Source organism: Apibacter mensalis (genome assembly GCF_001418685.1).
GTDB classification, from domain to species: domain Bacteria; phylum Bacteroidota; class Bacteroidia; order Flavobacteriales; family Weeksellaceae; genus Apibacter; species Apibacter mensalis.
In genome coordinates, this window is the sequence record NZ_LIVM01000002.1 from 175,022 (window position 1) to 196,337 (window position 21,316).

A 21,316-nucleotide genomic window follows, 5' to 3' on the forward strand; every position below is an offset into this window, starting at 1 on the left:
CCATTTCATATTTCCTTGTTTAACGGGGTTACAGCTCCATAAGGCGAAGCTTACTAAAATTGTTATTATTGTTTTTTTATTCAAAGGTATCATCCTGTAAAATATATTTTTTAAACAGTCTTTGTAAGGTGGCTTCTGTTATCGACAGATAATCTAAATTTCGAGCCATAATAAGAGCCTGTTTCCAAGTATCTGCTCCCAACCACTCTTTAAAGTCGGGGGTTGTTAATATTTTTATTAAATCATCTACCGGCAATTTTTTCATTTCCTTAGGATTATAGGCATCGGGATGAGTGGCAAAGGCAAATTCTTGAAATCGATCATTATCTAATTCGATATCAGTATAATATTTTTTCATTTTTTTTGCACGAATTTTATCCAAATCATCTTTGTTACATTGATTACACTGTTCTATTTCTTTCTCGGTTAATTCAAAATTTTTATTAAAATTATTTTCCCATTTTCCCAATGTTTCCCAGTCTTCCGGTAATATCGTATCATAATTAGCTCTATAAGATTTATTAATCACCCCTTGTTCCATATATTCTTGCAATTTATATCTTGCTTTTACTAACCACTGTTGCCCTCTTTGGGTTAAGGTTGGCATTAAAACTTTAGAGAAGCGCACGCGATATTTATATCCGTAACTGGTAGCAGGGACCGGTTTATATAAACTACCCTTTTTCTTAACTTCTTTGATTTCCATTTTGTCCATCTCTTCGGTTAAACTTGGTGTCAACCACTCTTTAGCTGTATTAATAAAATCATATTCACTGATTTCTCGCATTTCTCCAAAATAATAAACCGGAGGCATGTGATTGCATAAACTGTGACGTCTGATAAAATCTTCATATCTGAATTTATAAAACTCACAATTGCCATACTTTCCATGGTTGTAACTGATAATTACATTTCTATCACAACCGGTTGCAGTTATTTTTTCTACAGTTGGAATGGGTTTTGCAACTGCTGTGTTCGGGGAAGGATTACAACTTATGTAGGATTCTTTTACTAAAACTCTTTGCTCTTGAACCAGGGTCTTACCTAAATTTTGCCACGGCGTTAAATTGATTACACTTTGACAAGCGGGTTTTTTATCTCCCCATTTGGGATGGTTGCATAAGCCCGGAAATTGCAGATTAATCATGTTATTTCCGTCGCCTTCTGTAGCACAAATGCGATCTTGTAATAATATTTCGTTAGAGGTAACCTTTAGTTTTCCTTCTGCTTGTGCGTACGGACAATATAAAATTGCACCATGTATAACCATTTCTCGTTTTTCTTCCGGTAGCCCTTCCTTGAGGAGCTTATCATTTTCTGCTCTTAATTTATTGGCTATTTCTTCTTTTTGGGCGGTCTCTGTTTTCTCATTTTGTCTTTGCGTACTTTGGGTTAATTCTTTAGAATCTACCCAAAAACCTTGTTCGGATTCTTCGGCTAAAAAGGTAAATTTCTTTTCTTTGTCCATGAGATTGTTTTTACTTATTAGCCTTTGCTTATTTTTACATCATCTCCACCTTGTAAGACAGATAGCGTTGTTCCTCTCATCAGTAAACTGCCTTTTAATGTTTGTATATTTGCATTTCCTGATTCTTGATAATAATAATTTCCAATCCTTTCAGCTTTATTGTCAGATATGCTATTGCTCAAATTTTCAGAATAATAATAAGTGTTATGGTTTACTCTTTCAGTTTTATCATTTTGTACTGAAACATTCATGTTTTCACCTACTTTTATTGATAAATTTTTTACTACGTTTAAAGTAACGTTACCGTCACCTTCAAACTTTATAAAGCTTCCTGCTGCATCTTCTTCTTTTATACTGCCTTCGGCATCATTGACAATTCGTTTAGTGCCGCTTCGGGTTTGAAATACTTTCAAATCATTATTTTTAGTATGAAATCCGCTTTTCTGATTTCCACTGTATAGACTACCTAAAACGATAGGTGCTTCGGCATTATGACCGAAAAAATCCACCCATACCACATGTCCAATTTCTGGTATTACATGCGCTCCTTGTCCCCCCCCCGAATGTCCTTGCATTAAAGGAACCCACAAGGTACTTTCATGTTCTTCTTGCCAATAAAAGCGAATTTTTAGTCGGTTTAAAGATTCGGGGTCGTTATTGTCAACCACTATCGCAATTTGATTATCGATATGCGGGTAAGCATTTTCATCCAAATAAGGGGCTATTTTTTGTTCAAAGGGAATACCTTCACAATGATTGGTATATCCTTCTTCGGTAAAGCTGTGTTCGATTTCTGTGATACGGTAGCTTTCAATGGGTTGAAGTTTATTTTTTTCTTTAGTCCATGCATTCATTTGCATAGTATCGCCTAAACGGAGACGAGGATTATCGGTTTTAGCTGTGGCTAAAATGGTTGATTCATGACTAAGTTTTTTACGTTGTACGGCTCTTTCTAATTGTTGAGCATCCCCATAGAATAAATCGGGAGCAGAATAACCCGATTGCGGTTGTATGGAGTATTTTTCTGATGCACGAACTGATTTGACATGAAAAAGATTTTTTTGATCAGGATAGTAAAGTTGATTTGATTCTTCTTTTATAACCTTATCGTTACGTAAATCATACCGTTGACGGATAAAATGTTGAGGTTTACTGATTACGTTTAAGGAATATTCTTGAAAATCTTCTCCTTCGGATATTTCAGTTCTTATTTGATTGCCTTTACCGAAAACCAAATATTCTCCATTATGATACATATATTCACCATATCGCATGGCTAATCGTTTTAAAAACTGAAAATCGGTTTCGTTATAGCATACTGTATAGGGCAGCACCTCCGTAGTTTCGGGAGATATAAGTACCTGTAAGCGATTATCTTTATATTTATCGGTAACTGCTGTTACAATTTCTTTCAGCGTTTTATTAACAAAGGTTTGGCAATTTATGTTCTTATCCATAAGATGTGTAGCTGATTGTCCTTTCAGAATTATATAAGGATATCCATCCTGAACACGATGTTGAACCCCCGTAATAACACCTTGAAATATCGCCGTTGTTTCATTAAATCGAATCAAATGCACGGAAAAATAGGTATAGTGCAGGTTTTGGCTATTGGTAAGTGGATAACTATTTTTTTCGTTAAAGGCTTCACTTGGACATAATATTTCAAAACGATTATGGGTGAGTAACTTTTGCTTGATTTTCACTTGAATATGATTTTCTCGTGAAATTTCCACTCCATTAATAGTAACTTTTGCATAGGTTTGAAAGGATTCACCTAAAGTAGAACTCCGATATATATTCATAGGATGATTTTTTTGAGATTAGTTTGACTTTAAATAATTGAGAGATCTTAGATCTTCCAGTTTTTTTCATAAACTGATTTAGAATTAAACTTCAGTGTACGTGCTACTATAGTAAAATCTATTTTCATGGGAGAAGAGTCCGTAGAATTGAAGGTTTCTTTGAAATCAAGACAGTAGGCTTTATCAAATTCAATATCATAAAGCTTACTCATTCCATCTCGACGATAAAAAATGATGTTACCCTTTTTAGTACGGTCTTGTGATAAAATCCAGTCAATAAAGTCAGTTTTTCCGTTGCTTTCTATACTTAAATTTATTTCTCCGCCTGAGGTTTCACCTGTTGGTTTTGAGGTTTTATCTCTTTTTTTTTGGAATGAATAATTGCATTCTAATACTGTATAGATTTCTCCGTCCAATTCTAATTTTGCTAAAAATGATGACATAAATACTATATTTTTATTAAAAATTATTCTTCGAATAAGTATCGCAATTTATATGCTCTATATGAAAAATTACTTGTCTTACGCCCGCCTTTACTTTAAATAAAATAACTTTTATATGTATAAATAACTATAGATTTTCATTATAATTACATACAAATTTTTGCTAAAATAATAAATTATTTATAAGTATAAAATAAAGCAATAAGTATATTTATTATTGAATGTTAGATATTAAAAAAACTAATGTTAGGGATAGATGTCATATATTTTATGCTATATATGCTTAATTAAATTAAGCAGAAACTAACAATAAAACGGTTGTGCAAATTAATAAACTATTAACCGGCAAACATGCTAATACATTTTTTGCTGTATATGCATACTGATGATCCGACTTTAAGTTATCCCTTTTATTTCTTTAAATTTCTAAATTTACCTCTTCTTTTATAATCATCTGCCTTTCCTTAATCAAATGATTCATCTGATTAGTAATTATTTCGGGATATTGTTTAAATGTATAGTTATAGTATTTTAACAACTATTGATTATTAAGAAACAGCTAAAATAAATAACAAGGATAAAGTGAAAAGATTATTCTCGGTTGTTGTTTGTAGTTTGTTTAAGCAGTTTAAACAAAAAAGAGCTACAAATCTATTGTAACTCCTTGATTATCAAGTGACCCCGGAGAGGCTCGAACTCTCGACCCACTGATTAAGAGTCAGTTGCTCTACCAACTGAGCTACGGAGTCGTAAACAAAAAAAGCTTGAGATACTCAAGCGCGAATTTTCAATATGTGACCTGGCTGGGGCTCGAACCCAGGACCCCAACATTAAAAGTGTTGTGCTCTACCAACTGAGCTACCAGGTCTCCATAACTCATAACATTTACATGTTAAATATAAACTAGTTATAAATGTGACCTGGCTGGGGCTCGAACCCAGGACCCCAACATTAAAAGTGTTGTGCTCTACCAACTGAGCTACCAGGTCTTTTTAGTGTTCTAGTGTTTGCTAACCATTTTGTTTAGCGAGTGCAAATATACTTACTTTTTTTTGCTATCCAAACATTTATAATAAAAAAATCTCATATTTGTAAAAATTTTAAGTGTAATGATTATTTCTCTACTAGGTTATATGGGATGCGGAAAATCTACCATTGGAAAAAGTTTAGCTAAGACTTTACTCCTACCTTTTACAGACTTGGATAATTATATTTCTTTTCATGAAAAAAAAACTGTACAACAAATTTTTTCGGAACATGGAGAAATTCATTTCCGCAAAAAGGAGAAGTATTATTTAAACGAATTGATTAATCAAAATAATGTTGTATTGAGTCTAGGAGGAGGAACGCCAATTTATTATGATAATATGAAATTAATTACTGATAAAAGTATCTCGTTTTATTTAAAAATGTCTCCTTCGGAGCTATATGAAAGATTAATTACAGAGAAAAAACATCGGCCTCTTATCTCTCATTTAAATGATGAATCCCTAAAAGAATTTATTGCCAAGCATTTATTTGAGCGTTCGGCATTTTATGAACAGGCGGAACATATAATTAGGGTATCTGAAAAAAAACCAGATGAAATTTGTAAGGAAATTATCCATATTTTACAATCTAAAAAATAAATAATGAAACTACTCGTCTTCCCATTCCAAAGTATAATCATCCAACTCTCTCCTATCTTTTTTGGTGGGCCTACCTAATCCTTTTTGTCTGTAATAATTTTGCGTTTGTGTTCTTGTTTTCATCATTTCAATTTGTTCAGGATCTGTTAAGTCTTTAATATATAAAGGGACCAATTTAGCGCCTACTCTATTAGGTGGTATTTGAATAACTTGAATTTTATAGTCAATCTGATTTTTTTTAATCTTATATGTTTCTCCAACTAATACTTCTCTGGAAGGCTTTAACGGAGTATCATCCAAAAATACACGGTTTTTCTTACATTCTTCTGTGGCAATAGCCCTGGTCTTATAAAAACGTACACACCATAAAAATTTATCTATTCTCATAGGTTAAAAAAATTGATCCTTAAAATTAAATTTAATTGTAAATTAGCAACTAAATTAACATATTTTATTTACATGATTAAGAAATCTTTTTTAGCCGCCTGTTTCTTCTCATTATTATTTTTTGTTTCTTGTGGAAGCGATGATAATAATGTTTCTACTTTATCCGTCGATGAGCAAAATACGGCTGATGATATGGCTATTTTAAATTTTTTAAATAATTATTATTTCGATGATCTTGGAAAAGTAACTAAATTTTCTGATACGATTACACCTGACGATAAAGAGCCTTTAAGCAAAAATGCACAAAAATCAACCTCAGGATATTGGATAGTTAAAAATCCTAAAGCGGATCAAGGAATAAACACCGACAATATTGCAGACGGCAAAAACAACATACTCATTCATTATTCACTTCAATATTTTGTAGCCGGTGAAGGAGGAAATGGTTATACGACCTTAAATACTTCTTCAAGTACTATTGATAATTCAGGTGTTGCACAAGAAAATCCATTCTTTTATAAAAAGCCTAAAAACGATACTATTCAAAATGAAAACTATTATGTTATCAGAGGTATTGTTGACGGTTTAAAAGATTTTAAACCTACCAATAAATCAAAAAATGAACTTTACAATGTCTTACAAGGATTAATCATTGTGCCTTCGCGATTGGCATACGGAAGAGAATCTAATTATATAAATAGTAAAGATGCTACATTTATATTAAATTTCGAATTATATAAAGTTTGTTCTCAAGATCAAACTTGTAATTAAATTTGATATTTACATATGCATTTTATTTTTACTATGAGTTATTTTATTACTTTCACTAAAATATATACAGAAAGATAATAAAATTATTATGCTGAAACCATTTCAAAATGAGGGAATAGTATTGACTTTATAAGATATAAACTCAGGTAATCATATTTAATAAATTTTAGGATTATAGTTTTCAGGGTATTTAGCCATTTCCGGTTTATAAAAAATTTCAATTTGATCAAATACCTCTTCTATGGGTTTATCCCCAATGTTAATTATTTTAGATACACCTGTTACTTTATTTTTATAATCTGCATAAGCTAAAGCTATAGGTACATTGGCTTGTTTCGCTATATAATAAAATCCTTTTTTCCATTTTAAAGAACGGGAACGTGTTGCTTCCGGAGTATTTATTAAAGCCATAGATTCAGAATTTTTAATAAGTTCTGATGAATATTGCACTAAATTATTCCATTGACTTCGATCAACTCCTAAGCAACCTATTGCTTTAAAGAAAAATCCATACCAAGGTTTGGTATAAGCATCTTTAATCATAACTTTATAAGGAATTTTCAAACACCAAAAACTGGCCAAACAATAATATAAATCCCAGTTAGAGGTATGTGGAGCACAAATTAATACACATTTTCTTAATTCATAGACAGGTACTTCGTTTTTAAATTTCCATCCCATAACGAACAACATCAAACTTCCTAATAATTTTTTCATATCTTGATTACTTATTGAAACAATTAAAAAGTTCAGCTAATAAATCTTAACTGAACTTTTCACATGTATATAATTTTCTAATTAACTGAACATTGACATTACGTAATCCATAATAACTAACACCATCTTAAAGAGAATTTGTACCATGATCTTTTTATTTTTTTCTGAATTAATTAAAAACACTAAACTAAAAAAGTTATATTCAGGTGCACTACATTATACATGTTATAAAAACCCGAGCTTTAATTATCAGAATCTCTATTATATATATGAACGCCCTAAATTTTTTGCTAAATTAAAAATTTTCTTTGAATTTAACTTAAATTTATTATAAATATATAAGCTAAATTTTACTTAAGCTTTAAATATCAAGCATTCAATCATCTGTTGTAATATAATATTTTTCAATCTCCCTATTCGACCTCTAATTATTTCATTTATCTAAAATATAACAGCTTAAAACCATTTAAATAAAATTATTTTACTTTTGTATTTATATATAAAATTATGAATCCATTTGTATCAGTTATTATGGCTGCTTACAACGCAGAAAAACATATATCTGCATCTATTGAATCGGTACTAAATCAATCCTATGCTAATTTTGAATTGCTGATTGTTAATGATGGGTCTACCGATAAAACTCAATCGATTGTAGAAAAGTTTTGTAAAAGAGATTCTCGAATTAAACTTATTAATAATTATAAAAACTTTTTTGTCATAAAATCACGCAATATTGGAATTGAAAAGGCAAAAGGTAAGTACATCGCAATATTGGACTCTGATGATCTGGCTTTACCCAATCGTCTGGAAAAACAAATAAAATTCCTGGAAAATAATTCTGAGGTATTTTTAATAGGAAGCAGTGCTCATATAATTGATGAAACTAATAAAATAATTTACGATTTTAACGCCACTACCGGATATTATGAACTAAAAAAAGCTATTCACAAAAACAACCTCATCTATCATTCATCAATAATGTTCAGAAATGAGAAGGTTCTATATCGTGAAAAAATGATTTATTCTGAAGATTATGATCTCATATTACGGTTGTTTTCAGAAGGAAAAAAAATTCAAAATCTACCTGATATATTAATTTCCTATCGACAAACAGTCGGTTCCTTATCAAAAACCAAAGAAAGGTTGATCCAATGGTTATTTATTAATAAAGCCCGGAAATTTTATCATGAGAGAATTTTAACCGGGAAAGACAACTATAATAATTTTGATCCAAATTCCTTGATTAACCTATTAGATATTAATTACCCTATCGATCAAAATGATCTGCTTGATGCAATGAAAATTTGTCTTTACAGAAAAGATCGAATACATTTGAAATTTTTACTAAAAAAATATCATAAAAATTATTCAGTGTCTATTCGTTTCATTCTTTATAATCTTTTATCAAAAAATAAATATATTTTTGCTTTAATTAGTACTATTTATTCTAAGCTTTAAAATTATGGATATACTAATAAAATCTTTCAATCGTCCGTTCTATTTGGATAGGTGTTTAGCCAGTATTCAAACATTTGTAGATGGTACATATTCAATTAAAGTCTTAGATGATGGAACTCCTGAAAAATATTTAAACAAAATAAAAGTTAAGTATCCCACGATTAAAATTGTAAAATCTGAAAATTATTTAGAAAAAGAAGAAGCCATAAAACAAAATCTTAAAACAGGAAAAGAAATTGATGGTTTTAAAATTCCTACTCAATTATGGGTTACAGCTGTAAAAGAAGCATCGCCATATTTTATAATTACAGAAGATGATGTTTGGTTTACCAAAGAAATACATGTAAGCGAATTAATCAAGATCATGAAAGAGGAAGATATTTCATTGCTTAGACTTGGCTGGTTAGGGAACGATAATTTTATTAAACAATTTAAACATGTTGAAATTACTCCTTACATAACTGCTAACTACCCTGATCTTTTTACTGCTTCCCCTTTCATTATGAGATGCTTCTTTTATAATAAATTAAAATTTTTCAGCTTATTATATAAATTAGGATTGGTTACCAATCATACTAAAGCAAAATATTGGATATTAAATTCCATTCTTATGGGTATATATAAAAAAGAATATTGGCTTAAAATATGGGATAATATTGACGGAAAAGTTGATGAGAAAAGACAATTATATAACTCGACCATGTACTACCGTAAATATAAACATAACAAAAAAATGATAGCTCAATTAAATGATGAAGTTATGAAAACTACATTTACTTCATCAGCTACCAATTCCTATCATAATTATGGATTCGATTTCGATGTAAATCAATATAATTTTCTAATGAATGAAAAATGGTTTTCCGGTGAATTTGATTCACTACAAAATTTTCCTAAGGATTTTTCAGAAGATTACATTGCATCGTTTTTGAAAAATAAGGATAATCGAAAAATAAAACTCCAAGAGTGGAAAAAATGGTCGGAAAAATTTAAAAATCAATACCGGATTCAAGGCTGTTCTGTTGATGAATAAAGGTTATAGATGTAATTTTTAAGATTGTCGATTATACAAAATAATCTTGTTAGGTTGAATATAAAACAAAGAAAGAATAAGCTGTAAAAACTGCTTATTCTTTTAATAGTATAAAAAAATCTAAGGATGATTAATCCTCATCTTCTTCCTCATATTTTTCAATTTCTGCATCACAAAAATCAAAAGCTTGTTGAATCAAAGAATTTACTTCATTGGCTACATCTTCTTCTTCTCCTTCTAAATCATCAAACCACTCAACCTCTTCCTCCTCTACATTTAAAATAAATCTAGGAAACTCTGTATGTACCACAAATAAATCTTCAGGAAAATCTGAATTGTCTGCCATTAAAAATTTAGGTAATTTCATATTATCTTTATTTAATTTTTTTATTCGTCTAATAATTCTTTTAATTTAATTAATTCTGCCTTCACCATCTCTAAACGAGTAATTATCTCAACTTTCACGGATAAGTTTTGTTGTGACTGTAAAGCAACTTTTGCTCCTTCTAAGGTATATCCTTTTTCTTTTACTAAATGAAAGATTATTTTAAAATTTTCAATATCTTTTGGGGTAAAAAAACGGTTTCCTTTCTTATTTTTTTTGGGGGAAATAATGTCAAATTCTTTTTCCCAAAACCTTATCAGTGAACTATTTACATTAAAAGCCTGTGCTACTTCGCCTATAGAATAATATAATTTTTCAGGAAGCTGTACGTTCATTATTCAAATCTAATATTTTTTAATGCAACTTACTAAATTTTGATTAAAAAAATCGATCTATTTTAAGGACCATTTCAATTTATCAACAACAACTACGATAGATGCTCTAAAAAATAATTATATTTGCTTGAATTTGGTGATTGTTAATTACTAGTTAAAAAACAATCTTAAAAGGGAATTCGGTGTAAATCCGAAACAGGCCCGCTGCTGTAATCTTTAAATATGTTTTAAGAGTTATGCCACTGAGTAATTATTAGCTTGGGAAGGTTCTTAAAATGAAGTAAGTCAGAATACCTGCCAGATTTGAATATAGTTTTAAAAGCTTTCGTGGAATAAGGCTGAAAACATTAAAAGCATTTCAAATTTACTTTTCCTGTTTTCTTTTCCGGAAACTAGTTAACTATGCCTATAATTCAAGATACTCGACAAAATGATGAGGAACATCAATCAGAAAAATATGGTATTTGTTTATGTTATAAGCCTGATGAGTTCTTTATCTTATTCGCAAGAAAAAAAAGATAGCCTTAAAATTACTGAATTACAGGAGGTTGTTGCAACCGGGAAAAGAAACGACAAAGGAATAATTCCATACCAAGAATTGAAAGGAAAAGAATTAGAAAATCGTGCTAGCTCTTCTGTAGCTGATGCCGTCCGTTTATTTTCCGGAATACAACTTAGAGATTATGGAGGAGTTGGTGGGATAAAAACAGTTAACATCCGAGGAATGGGAAGCGAACATGTAGGTGTTTTTTATGACGGAATACAAGTAGGAAATGCACAAAACGGAATGGTAGATCTAGGAAAATTTTCTATGGATAATTTAGAATCCATCTCTGTATACAATGGACAAAAAAGTCAAATATTTCAGTCCGCAAAAGATTTTGGCTCATCTGGAAGCATTTATCTTACTACCAAACGTCCTGTATTTACGGAATTAAAAAAAACGAATATAAATGCAACTTATCGTTCCGGATCGTTTCAATTAATTAACCCCTCTATTCTATGGGAACAAAAATTATCCTCTTCAGTTACTTCATCATTAAATATTGAATATATCAATTCAGATGGGAAATATATATATCAGCAGAAGAAAGGAAACTGGGATACTATTGCTATAAGGCAAAATGGGAACATAAGTGCTTTCCGAGCAGAGGGTAGTTTATTCGGTATCTTTACCGATGGAACATGGAATGTAAAAGGATACTACTATGATTCCGACAGAGGAATACCCGGAGCGGTTTTAAAAAATTCTTATAAAAGATATCAATTCGCCCAACAATGGGATCGCAACTTCTTTTTACAAGGCTCATTAGAAAAACTGATCAGTTCAAAATATAAAATATTAATAAATACAAAGTTTGCCCATGATTTTTTGCACTATAAAAATTTAGAAGTTTTTAAAGACCCTAAATGGGGAGATAAATTTTCCAATCTTATAAATAATACGTATAAGCAAGAAGAAATATATATTTCAACCGCTCAACAAATTTCATTGTTCTCTTTTTGGGATATATCTTTATCTGCCGACTATCAGAACAATAGTATGAATGCTGACCTGAAAAATTTTTCTTCTCCCAAAAGAAATACGGAAATGATCGCTTTAGCTTCATCTTTACACTTTGCTAATATAAAACTTCAGTCCAGTGTTTTAGGCACATTTGTGCAAGAAAAAACGAATTCTAACAATAGTACGGGAACAGCTTCAGATAAGAGTGAGTTTACCCCTGCTCTCTTTTTTAATTATAAACCTTTACGATCGATAGATTTAAGTATACATAGTTTTTACAAAAGAATTTTTAGAATGCCAACATTCAATGATTTATACTATACGGATTTTGGAAATTCTAATTTAAAGCCTGAATATACTAATCAGTTTGATGTAGGTCTTAATTTAAATAAAAACTTTACTTCAAGTTTGTTTAGTCATATTGATTTTACCATTGATGCATATTATAATACAGTTAGAAATAAGATCATTGCTTATCCTAAAGGGCAACAATTTCGTTGGACGATGCTAAATTTTGGTAAATCCCGTATACGAGGATTAGATATTTCTACTCAAACTTCATGGTTAATTAAAGACATTCTTTTCTCAACCAGAATAACCTATACTTATGAAGATGCTCAGAATTTATCTTCTCCGGTTTTAAATTATAAAAATCAGCTTCCTTACATTCCTTGGAACAGCGGTTCTCTCGTATTTGGGTGTGTATATAAAGATTGGAATTTTAATTACAGTTTTATGTATACCGGAGAACGGTATAATTCTCCGGCTAACAACATTGACAATCTTGTGAAAGCTTGGTATACCCATGACATACAACTTTCCAAAGAATTCATTTTAACTTATATCCAATGTAAAGCATCTTTACAAATTAATAATATTTTTAATAAGTTTTACGATATAGTAGCCAATTATCCCATGCCGGGTAGAAATTATAAGATCATCATTAAATTTAACATATGAAAAAACTAGTAACTACTAGCGGAGTAGCAAGAAAATTTTTATTACCATTTTTATTTATAATTACACCATTCTTTGTTTCTTGTAGTAATGACGATTCTTGGTCTGACCAGAATACTATTATTGAATCACAACCGGGTGCCAAACAAGGTTTATATATTTTAAATGAAGGCAATTATCAACAAAATAACTCATCTCTATCCTATTTTGATTTTGATACAGCCGATTTTTTTAAAGATTACTTTACCAAAACCAACCCCAATCAAGGAGGTTTAGGTGACACCGGAAATGATTTGAAAATTTATAAAGATAAAATGTATGCGGTAATCAACAATTCCAATTATGTTGAAGTTATGGATGCGAAAACCGCAAAGCATATAGGAAAAATAACCGTTCCCAATTGTAGATATATAACTTTTGATGGCGACTATGCGTTTGTATCCTCGTATGCCAGTGATACTCTAAATGGACCGGGATATGTAGCTAAAATTGATATTAATAACGGTACTATAGTAAATGAAGTTTCTGTTGGACGTAATCCGGAAGAAATGACTATTGTAAATAACAAACTTTATGTTGCTAATTCAGGAGGATATTATTTTCCGGATTATGATACAACCGTTTCTGTAATTGACTTGAACTCATTCACGAAAATTTATGATATAGAAGTGGGTAAAAACTTGCATAGAATAAGAAAAGATAAAAATAATCATATTTGGGTTACCTCAAGAGGTGATTATGGTAATTTCAAACCTTTAGTGGCTGTTATTGATCCTTCTACAGATGAAATCATTAATAAGCTGGATATAGCTATTTCCGACTTAACTTTTTACAATGAAAAAATTTATTTTTACGGATCTGAATATACCTCCGGAAAAACCTTAACTAATTATGGTATAATAAACGTAGATACACAAAAAATCATATCTTCCGAATTAATTAAAGACGGAACAAAGTCTGAAATTATGGCTCCATATGGAATAATTGCCGATCCAAAAGATGGTAGTTTTTTCATAGCAGATGCTATGGATTTTGTTTCTGACGGAAAAATATATTACTTTAGTAAAAACGGTAATCTAAAATGGTGGAAATCAACAGGAATTTCGCCCGGACATTTTGCCATAGTAATTAAATAAAGTCTATAAATAATGTAAGCAATGAAAAATGAAAAGGTTGTGGGATCACAACTTTTTCATTTTTTATTATACTAGTTGTTCATGAATTAATTTATTGGAAAATTTATAAAAATCTACTAAAACAAAAATTAATTTTGAGATAAAATTTGTATAACAGTCTGAAAATTAAATTTTAAAATAACTTACTATATTTCATAAATTTATTAAATTTACTGAGGTATTATATAATACGTTACTATTTTAACTTTTTAATTTTACAGTTTAATCAAAAATTGTAACTTTGGATGCAAAACTTTAAAAAAATACTAAAAATATAATGAGCATCATCATCATTATTTTCGCAGCAGCCATCCTGAGTCTTTATTCAGGTGTTTTCGGGCAGGGGAAATATTCTCAACCATTTGCAATTTTAGGATTACTTATCGCTTTAATCGCTTCTTTTTATGGAGATAGTCCCTTTTTCACGCGATATGCGTCCATGTTTGCTTTTGATCAAACTGCCAAAATATTTACACAAATATCATTATTGGCCACTTTGTTAATCGTATTCTTAGGAAAATATGCATTTCGTCTCATCGATCACCATCAGGCAGAAGTATACAGCTTAATGCTTTTTGCTCTTTGCGGGGGTATCGTACTTTTCTCATATCAAAATTTGATAACTTTATTTTTAGGTATTGAAATTTTATCTATACCTTTATATGTATTAGCCGGAAGTAATAAGAATGATTTGCGTTCTAACGAGGCTTCCATTAAATATTTCTTATTAGGAGCTTTTGCTACCGGATTTCTACTTTTTGGAATAACATTAATTTATGGTATAACCGGTTCTTTTGACCTACAAACTATACGTTTATACAGCATACAGGCAACCCATTATCCCACTCTTTACATAACCGGGATTATTTTACTGCTAGTCGGTTTACTCTTCAAGATATCCATAGTTCCATTTCATTTTTGGGCTCCCGATGTATACGAAGGATCTCCTTCACTTATTACTGCTTTTATGGCATCTGTTGTAAAAATTTCAGGATTTGTAGCCTTATATAAATTGGTTGAAACAGCCTTTATCGGTCAATTAAACCAATGGCAATATATAATATTCTACGCAGCAATTTTAACGTTATTATCTGCAAATATTGTTGGTGTTCTACAAAAAAATGCAAAAAGAATGTTAGCCTATTCAAGCATTTCACATGCCGGTTATTTATTGCTTATATTTTTCAACACAGATGCTAATTCCGTATATACCTTGGCATTCTATTTATTAGCTTATTCTCTTTCTACAATAGGTGCTTTTATCAGCCTTATTTACATCGAAAGAATTTCGCATGGAATTACCGAAATAAATGCTTTTAATGGATTAGCGAAGAAACAACCCATCTTAGCTTTAGTAACTACTATCTCACTCTTATCCATGGCTGGTATACCATTAACATCCGGATTTATTGCTAAGTTTACTTTGTTTTCACAAGCATTGTACACCCAGCCTATTTTAGTTGTTATTGCTATTATAGGATCTGCAATCAGCATAGGATACTATCTTACAATAGTCATAGCTATGTATTTTAAACCCGGCTATAAAGAATTAAACGAGGCTAAAAAAGCTCCTTATATTTACAACGTTATAGCGGTTATATTAGTGATCTTACTCATTCTTTTAGGAGTGTATCCTGAACCTGTATTTTCTTGTTTAGCATCAGCTAATTAAAAAAGTAAACAGTTTTGTTGAGAATTTAAATGGATGGTTTTATTTAATAGAATTACCTAAAAAACAGATAAATATATTTAAATAACAATATTGTAAAAAACTAGAAGGTCGCAAAACGTTGCGACTTTTTAATTTTACCTGAGTATGTAAAATAGTAACATAATCTTTTAAATCTATAATTTACTTTTTACTTCATTTATGTCTTTATTACGATTATTATATTTTATCTATATCGTCTCTAAAAGTATATATATCATTAATTTTTTTTTATTTTCTCATACATACTTGAAAATCAAAATCCTCTCACATTACCTTTAATTTATTTTATACTATCTATATTAAATAGCAGGTTCTTGTTGACTCAAACAATGAAAACTTCCTAACCCCCAAATTATATCTGTGGAATCTATCCCAATCACATTTCTATCTGGAAAGCATTTTTTTATAATAGAAAGTGCTAATTTGTCATTTTCACAATTAAAAATAGGTACTATAACAGATTTATTAGCTATGTAAAAATTTGCATACGAAGCAGGTAAACGACATCCTTCATAATAGACCGGTTTGGGCATAGGTAATTCTATTACACCTAAAGGTGTGCCATCAAGAAGTTTCATTGCCTTTAATTGTTTTAAATTATGCTGCAATAATTGGTAGTTTTCATCATTTTTATCACTTTCTACGACAGCAAGTACAGTATTTTCGTTAATAAAACGGACAGTATCATCTATATGTCCATCTGTATCATCTCCAACTATCCCTTCCTCAACCCATAAAACTTGATTTACTCCATAATAATTTTTCAAATATTCCTCTATTTGTTCTTGGCTTAAATGAGGATTTCTGTTTTTATTTAGCAGACAGGATTTTGAAGTAAGCACTGTACCTTTACCATTAAACTCAACTGAACCTCCCTCCATCACTATTCCCGGAGTAAAAACAGGTAATCTTTCTTCTTTAGCAATATGGAGAGGGATTTCATTATCCAAATTATACGGAGGATACTTATTTCCCCAGGCGTTATAATTCCAATTTATAACAGCTTTTTTATATTCTAAAGAATCAGGATTTATTAAAAATGCCGGACCATGATCGCGACACCACGCATCATTGGTTGGATGAATGTAAAAATTGATTCTATCCGGATTAGCATTTGTTTTTTTAATGTGCATCCATGCAAAGTCTCTCATTTCGACATCAACAACATTTATGTTCACTTCTTCACCTTTTGACAATTCTGCTATAAATAGTGCATAAGGCTCATAAATTTTATCAATTTTACCCGGCCAGGATAATTCTTTATGCGGCCAAGAAAGCCAGGTAGATTTATGAGGATAAAATTCAGCCGGAAAAAAGAATCCCAGTTCTTTAGGGGTTTTATTTAAAAACTCTTGTGGGGTGTATTTCATATAATCTTTAATTAACATATTTATTATATGTTTAAGTTTATAAATATTTATTTTTTCAAAATTACAGAAATAAAAAAATTTAATCTATTTTTGTACAAATTTTTAATACTTTCTATTAAGTGATCACTTCCATAAAAAAGCACAAAAAGCAATTAGTTTTGTTTTTTATAGCAGGAGCATTAAGTGCTGTAATTGAAATTTTTTGTATGAAATTACTAAGCTTGCCTAATATGCTGCCTCATTTTTTTTCTTTTGAAAATAAGTCCAACGCGTATCCATTATCCAACCTTTTATCCACGGGTTCCGGTATTCTTAGTAATTATTTTTTTAGCATTCGTTATGTTTTTGAACGGGGTAAACATTCCAGAAAAAAGGAATTTATATTATTTCTTTCTCTTTCAATAATTACTATGTTTATGAGTTGGGGGGCTTTTGCGTTATTTCATTTCTTTATTAATAAGCCCATTAATTTTTATTTTTATAATGTGGATGATATAGTATTTTGTAAAGCTGCTGCTATTTTCGCGGTGTCTTTAATAAATTACATCGCAAAAAAGAAAATAGTATTTTCTAATTAATGAAAATCAGTACTCTTATACTCTAAATACAGTATTTTATCTACTGTATTTAGAGTTTTATGTACTTATCAAAGCTATAAAACTATGTATTAACTTTATTAGGATTTTTGAAAAGTGTATGCAAACTTTTTAATATATATAAAATTAACACCGATAACCAAAATCATAATTTAATGTAAGATTACTATTTTAACTCTTAATATGTAGTAAAAACGAGACAATTGTGATCTACTTTGAACCCTTTACTTTTTACTTAAACAATATTTCATTACTTAGCTTAACCTTATTATTTTGTATATCCAAGATTACCTTTCCTCCCATCATTAATGCGCGTGTATCAAAAATATGCCCACTGGGAAAACTGAACGCCATAGGAATATTGTATTTTTGAAATCGTAATGAAATAATTTTATAGGCTTCCTGATCGAAAGGATCATGATAAAATTTATTTTCTTCTTTTGAATCCATTTTCGTAAAAGCTCCAACCACTAATCCTTTAATTTTGTTAAGAACTCCTGCCCTTTTCATTCCGATTAGCATTCGATCAATGTGATAATAGTTTTCATACCAATCTTCAATAAATAATATTTTATCTTCAAAATGATCTAAAGATCGACTTCCCAGTAAGCTATATAATACCGATAAATTGCCTCCCGTCAATATTCCTTCAACCTTACCTGTCTTATTATATGTGGTACTGTTAATTTCGTAATGTAATTTTTTATTTTCTAACGCATTGATAAGAGTAGTATACGTTTCTTCTGATTGACCTTGCGGTAATGACTTACATACGGTAGCATGTAAAGTGGGAATTCCCCTCCTGTTAAAATGTTGATGAAAAACTGTATTGTCAGAATATCCAATTAACCATTTAGGGTTTTTCTTAAAATTATTTAATTTTAAAAAATCTACAATTTGTACTCCCCCATAGCCACCTCTTGCAAACCATATTGCCTTAGCCTGAGGGTGATCTAATGCCCACTGCAAATCTTCCAATCTTTCCTTTACAGTTCCAGAATAATTATATCCGAAATAATAATGTTTGAATGTGTTTTTACCTATTTCAAAATTCCAGCCTTGTTTAGTAATTATATCTATAGCCGGTTGAATATCTTCCTTTTGAACCGCGCCTGCTGGTGCTATAATCAAAAATGTATCTCCTTTTTTAATCGGTTTGATAAAATTACGGTATAAACTCATTACTATTCTATATTTTAATTATTTGGTTTTAATACTTTTACCCTATCTTAAATTTATTTTATACTTGCAAAATGCATGCATTTTTAATTCTTTTTACTTAAATTTGATTCAAACCAATGGATTAAGATTTTATTTTCTTTTTCAGATAAAACAGCTTCTTTATGTATCCAAAGATAACTTTTTAATGGCATGTATTTATTTTCAATTACCCGGTAGAGGGCTGAATTTATATGCTCTTTTTGATAGGTATTGTATTTTCCATATTCTGAAAAATTAAGGTATTCTTTTCCCTGATTTACATGTTCCTTAATAAACCAAGAAATAGGAGCAATATTTGAATACCAAGGATATTTTACTTCATTGGAATGACAATCATAACATGATTTTTTCAAAATCTTTTTTATTTCCGGGGTAGCTTGTGTCACATTATTATAATCCATTTCTTTATTTACAGGCGGATTTTCTTTATTAATTTGGATTAATTGTATAAGTAATACAAGAATAACTCCACAAAGCAATATTTTTTTCATCATTCATTAGTTACTAATTATATTTAAAATAGTTTTTACCTAAACTTACAAAATCCAAACTTCATTAATATCCCATAAAGGCCTGACTTCTATTAAATTTGGATATAAATACGTAGGTTCTGCCGGTTTAAAATTTTCTAAATCTGCTCGATCCCAAGTAGCGTTATTATTCTCATCAACTAAAATACGAATCAAGTATTTTCCTGGTCTCATATTTTGAAATATAAAAGTATCTTGTGAACCATAAATATTTTCAACTATTTCATATTTCTCATTTAAAAGTTGAAAAAAGAATTTTGATTCGGGCTTATTTTTTATTTTAATGCTTAAATTCCCAAACTCATTTTGTTTTTTGGTTTTAATAATATAAGACAATGTATCCTTATTTTTTTGATTTAAAAAGTCTTGAAAAGCATTATCTTTTATAGTAACCTTATATTCGGTATCGTAGGATACAGGAAATTTAATGGTAATTTTTTTAGCATCTAAAGAATCTATTTCAGTACTAAAATTTATTGATTTTTTATTTTTAATTACTTCTATCCTATCTTTATTAATCAAATCAATATAATTGGTAGTTTGTAACATAAAATAAGAGGTCGGTGAAATTTCTTTATCAATGGGTTCTAGTGAGAGATGTGAATTTATGGTATTATCGTATAATAAATTAACTGTATCGGCTTTTTGACGAAATTTCACAAGTAATTTTACTTTGAATTTATTTTCTGTTTTTTTAAATTCTTTATTGTTAAAATAGATATATAAGCTATCTGAAAACGGCTGGTGATCAATTTTATAGGAAGGAAAACTTCGATCTACAGGAACAATATTTAACTTGTCAGGATTACCTTTAAATTTAACTTTTATAATGCCTTGTCCTTCTTGTACTGCTCCTATAACATGGTAGGGTTCTTTCACCGGAGATAATATTAAATTATAAGTATCCGCATGTATAGGATTAATTTCTTTGGTAGTAAACCCTACTATTTCTTTATCCATATCAGGAATTAAATTTGAATTCAAATCATTAAATGCTAATAATCTGTAATTTCCTTCATGTAAATGTTCAAATTTGAAATTTCCCAAAGAATCTACTCTAGAAATGTAATAAGGCTTATTTTTTAAATTGATGGAATCTTTCCCTGATTTATCTTTTTCAATCTTATATAAGGATACCAATGTTGGTTCCGCCAGTCCCCTTTTTAAGCTTTGTTTAACTGTTCCATTAACTTGAAGGCTATCAATTTTATCTCCCGTAGAAAACGTATATGAAAAATTATTTAATTTATTTCCTTCATTATTATCTTGAATGCTGGTTCCAAAGTTGATATGATAAGTAGTATTCGCCAGTAAAGGTTCATAAAAACGAACAGTCACATATTTTCTTGCTGAACTTACCGGTGATATTGAAGGTGTGATTCTTGGAGGTGGGGAAATGATGACTTGTTTTGCTAAATCTTTCAAAATCACATATTCATCAAAATTTAATACAATTTCTTTAATATTGGGATTTACATGGGTAGCTAATGTATCCGGCTTAGAACCTAAAAATTTAGGGGGTATTATGTCTTTAGGTCCTCCATTTGGACTACCTACTCTTGCGCAAGAAATTATAAAAACGCTTAATACAAAAATTTTAATTATTTTATACATATATAACACAAAGTTTAGTATAGTATTTACAAATATACTTATTGTATCCCATTGTAAATTATTTAATTGATTATTAATCTTCCTCCAATAACTTTTTTTAATGTTTAAATTAGATTATTAAATTCATTTACGTATAATATAAGGGATTGATGGAACTTTCTTATGTAGTGAACATTAATGATAAATATGATATTATCAATTA

General features: G+C 29.8%; 19 protein-coding genes, 3 tRNA genes and 1 riboswitch. Of the genes, 8 read left to right on the forward strand and 14 right to left on the reverse strand.

The window, feature by feature from the left end:
- Positions 1 to 76: 76 nt before the first annotated feature.
- From ASC36_RS02115 to ASC36_RS02140, 6 genes are all read right to left on the reverse strand, one after another.
- A complete protein-coding gene (locus tag ASC36_RS02115; protein WP_055424835.1) occupies positions 77 to 1,468 on the reverse strand; it encodes a PAAR-like protein in 1,392 nt (463 codons plus the stop codon).
- Positions 1,469 to 1,485: 17 nt separating this feature from the next.
- Complete coding sequence (locus ASC36_RS02120) at positions 1,486 to 3,273, reverse strand: type VI secretion system Vgr family protein (RefSeq protein ID WP_055424836.1); 1,788 nt, start codon at positions 3,271 to 3,273, stop codon at positions 1,486 to 1,488.
- A gap of 47 nt (positions 3,274 to 3,320) precedes the next feature.
- Positions 3,321 to 3,716, reverse strand: a complete 396-nt coding sequence (gene tssD / locus ASC36_RS02125) for a type VI secretion system tube protein TssD (RefSeq protein WP_055424837.1) — start codon at positions 3,714 to 3,716, stop codon at positions 3,321 to 3,323.
- Positions 3,717 to 4,392: 676 nt separating this feature from the next.
- A tRNA-Lys gene (locus tag ASC36_RS02130) sits at positions 4,393 to 4,465 on the reverse strand.
- 46 nt (positions 4,466 to 4,511) lie between these two features.
- A tRNA-Lys gene (locus ASC36_RS02135) sits at positions 4,512 to 4,584 on the reverse strand.
- 48 nt (positions 4,585 to 4,632) lie between these two features.
- Positions 4,633 to 4,705, reverse strand: a tRNA-Lys gene (locus ASC36_RS02140).
- 120 nt (positions 4,706 to 4,825) lie between these two features.
- Here ASC36_RS02140 and ASC36_RS02145 point away from each other — a divergent pair.
- Complete coding sequence (locus ASC36_RS02145; protein WP_055424838.1) at positions 4,826 to 5,344, forward strand: shikimate kinase; 519 nt, start codon at positions 4,826 to 4,828, stop codon at positions 5,342 to 5,344.
- 9 nt (positions 5,345 to 5,353) lie between these two features.
- Here the strand turns inward: ASC36_RS02145 and ASC36_RS02150 are convergent, their stop codons facing one another.
- Positions 5,354 to 5,731 (reverse strand): RNA-binding S4 domain-containing protein, encoded by a 378-nt coding sequence (locus ASC36_RS02150; RefSeq protein WP_055424839.1) that lies wholly within the window; start codon positions 5,729 to 5,731, stop codon positions 5,354 to 5,356.
- Between the two features lie 72 nt (positions 5,732 to 5,803).
- Between ASC36_RS02150 and ASC36_RS02155 the strand changes: the two genes are divergently transcribed.
- Positions 5,804 to 6,502 (forward strand): hypothetical protein, encoded by a 699-nt coding sequence (locus ASC36_RS02155; protein ID WP_055424840.1) that lies wholly within the window; start codon positions 5,804 to 5,806, stop codon positions 6,500 to 6,502.
- Positions 6,503 to 6,658: 156 nt separating this feature from the next.
- Here the strand turns inward: ASC36_RS02155 and ASC36_RS02160 are convergent, their stop codons facing one another.
- A complete protein-coding gene (locus ASC36_RS02160; protein WP_055424841.1) occupies positions 6,659 to 7,219 on the reverse strand; it encodes a 1-acyl-sn-glycerol-3-phosphate acyltransferase in 561 nt (186 codons plus the stop codon).
- Positions 7,220 to 7,726: 507 nt separating this feature from the next.
- Between ASC36_RS02160 and ASC36_RS02165 the strand changes: the two genes are divergently transcribed.
- Positions 7,727 to 8,680 (forward strand): glycosyltransferase family 2 protein, encoded by a 954-nt coding sequence (locus ASC36_RS02165; protein ID WP_055424842.1) that lies wholly within the window; start codon positions 7,727 to 7,729, stop codon positions 8,678 to 8,680.
- A gap of 4 nt (positions 8,681 to 8,684) precedes the next feature.
- A complete protein-coding gene (locus tag ASC36_RS02170; protein WP_176696531.1) occupies positions 8,685 to 9,713 on the forward strand; it encodes a glycosyltransferase family 2 protein in 1,029 nt (342 codons plus the stop codon).
- A 130-nt stretch (positions 9,714 to 9,843) separates the two neighbouring features.
- Here ASC36_RS02170 and ASC36_RS02175 read toward each other — a convergent pair whose 3' ends face one another.
- Complete coding sequence (locus tag ASC36_RS02175) at positions 9,844 to 10,080, reverse strand: hypothetical protein (protein WP_055424844.1); 237 nt, start codon at positions 10,078 to 10,080, stop codon at positions 9,844 to 9,846.
- A 20-nt stretch (positions 10,081 to 10,100) separates the two neighbouring features.
- Positions 10,101 to 10,433 (reverse strand): MerR family transcriptional regulator, encoded by a 333-nt coding sequence (locus tag ASC36_RS02180; RefSeq protein WP_055424845.1) that lies wholly within the window; start codon positions 10,431 to 10,433, stop codon positions 10,101 to 10,103.
- Positions 10,434 to 10,550: 117 nt separating this feature from the next.
- A riboswitch (cobalamin riboswitch) is annotated at positions 10,551 to 10,749 on the forward strand.
- Between the two features lie 114 nt (positions 10,750 to 10,863).
- Between ASC36_RS02180 and ASC36_RS02185 the strand changes: the two genes are divergently transcribed.
- The 3 genes from ASC36_RS02185 (at position 10,864) to ASC36_RS02195 (ending at position 15,744) form a co-directional block, all read left to right on the forward strand.
- Entirely contained in the window at positions 10,864 to 12,900 is a 2,037-nt protein-coding gene (locus ASC36_RS02185) for a TonB-dependent receptor (RefSeq protein WP_073961186.1), read from the forward strand.
- Entirely contained in the window at positions 12,897 to 14,033 is a 1,137-nt protein-coding gene (locus ASC36_RS02190) for a YncE family protein (RefSeq protein WP_055424847.1), read from the forward strand. The genes ASC36_RS02185 and ASC36_RS02190 overlap by 4 nt, the downstream gene beginning before the upstream one ends.
- A 316-nt stretch (positions 14,034 to 14,349) precedes the next feature.
- Positions 14,350 to 15,744 (forward strand): NADH-quinone oxidoreductase subunit N, encoded by a 1,395-nt coding sequence (locus ASC36_RS02195; protein WP_055424848.1) that lies wholly within the window; start codon positions 14,350 to 14,352, stop codon positions 15,742 to 15,744.
- A 338-nt stretch (positions 15,745 to 16,082) separates the two neighbouring features.
- On the opposite strand, the gene ASC36_RS02200 is transcribed toward ASC36_RS02195, so the two are convergent.
- Positions 16,083 to 17,171 (reverse strand): agmatine deiminase family protein, encoded by a 1,089-nt coding sequence (locus ASC36_RS02200; RefSeq protein ID WP_245630720.1) that lies wholly within the window; start codon positions 17,169 to 17,171, stop codon positions 16,083 to 16,085.
- A gap of 101 nt (positions 17,172 to 17,272) precedes the next feature.
- On the opposite strand from ASC36_RS02200, the gene ASC36_RS02205 reads away from it, so the two are divergent.
- A complete protein-coding gene (locus ASC36_RS02205; protein WP_055424849.1) occupies positions 17,273 to 17,731 on the forward strand; it encodes a GtrA family protein in 459 nt (152 codons plus the stop codon).
- Positions 17,732 to 17,980: 249 nt separating this feature from the next.
- Here the strand turns inward: ASC36_RS02205 and ASC36_RS02210 are convergent, their stop codons facing one another.
- From ASC36_RS02210 to ASC36_RS02220, 3 genes are all read right to left on the reverse strand, one after another.
- Positions 17,981 to 18,931 carry a S66 peptidase family protein gene (locus tag ASC36_RS02210; protein ID WP_055424850.1) on the reverse strand — a complete coding sequence of 317 codons (951 nt, stop codon included), beginning with the start codon at positions 18,929 to 18,931 and terminating at the stop codon, positions 17,981 to 17,983.
- Positions 18,932 to 19,014: 83 nt separating this feature from the next.
- The gene (locus ASC36_RS02215) at positions 19,015 to 19,461 is read right to left on the reverse strand and encodes a heme-binding domain-containing protein (protein ID WP_055424851.1); all 447 of its coding nucleotides are present in this window, start codon (positions 19,459 to 19,461) and stop codon (positions 19,015 to 19,017) included.
- 45 nt (positions 19,462 to 19,506) lie between these two features.
- Positions 19,507 to 21,114: an Ig-like domain-containing protein gene (locus ASC36_RS02220; RefSeq protein ID WP_055424852.1), complete on the reverse strand. Its 1,608-nt coding sequence runs from the start codon at positions 21,112 to 21,114 to the stop codon at positions 19,507 to 19,509.
- Between the last annotated feature and the right edge of the window lie 202 nt (positions 21,115 to 21,316).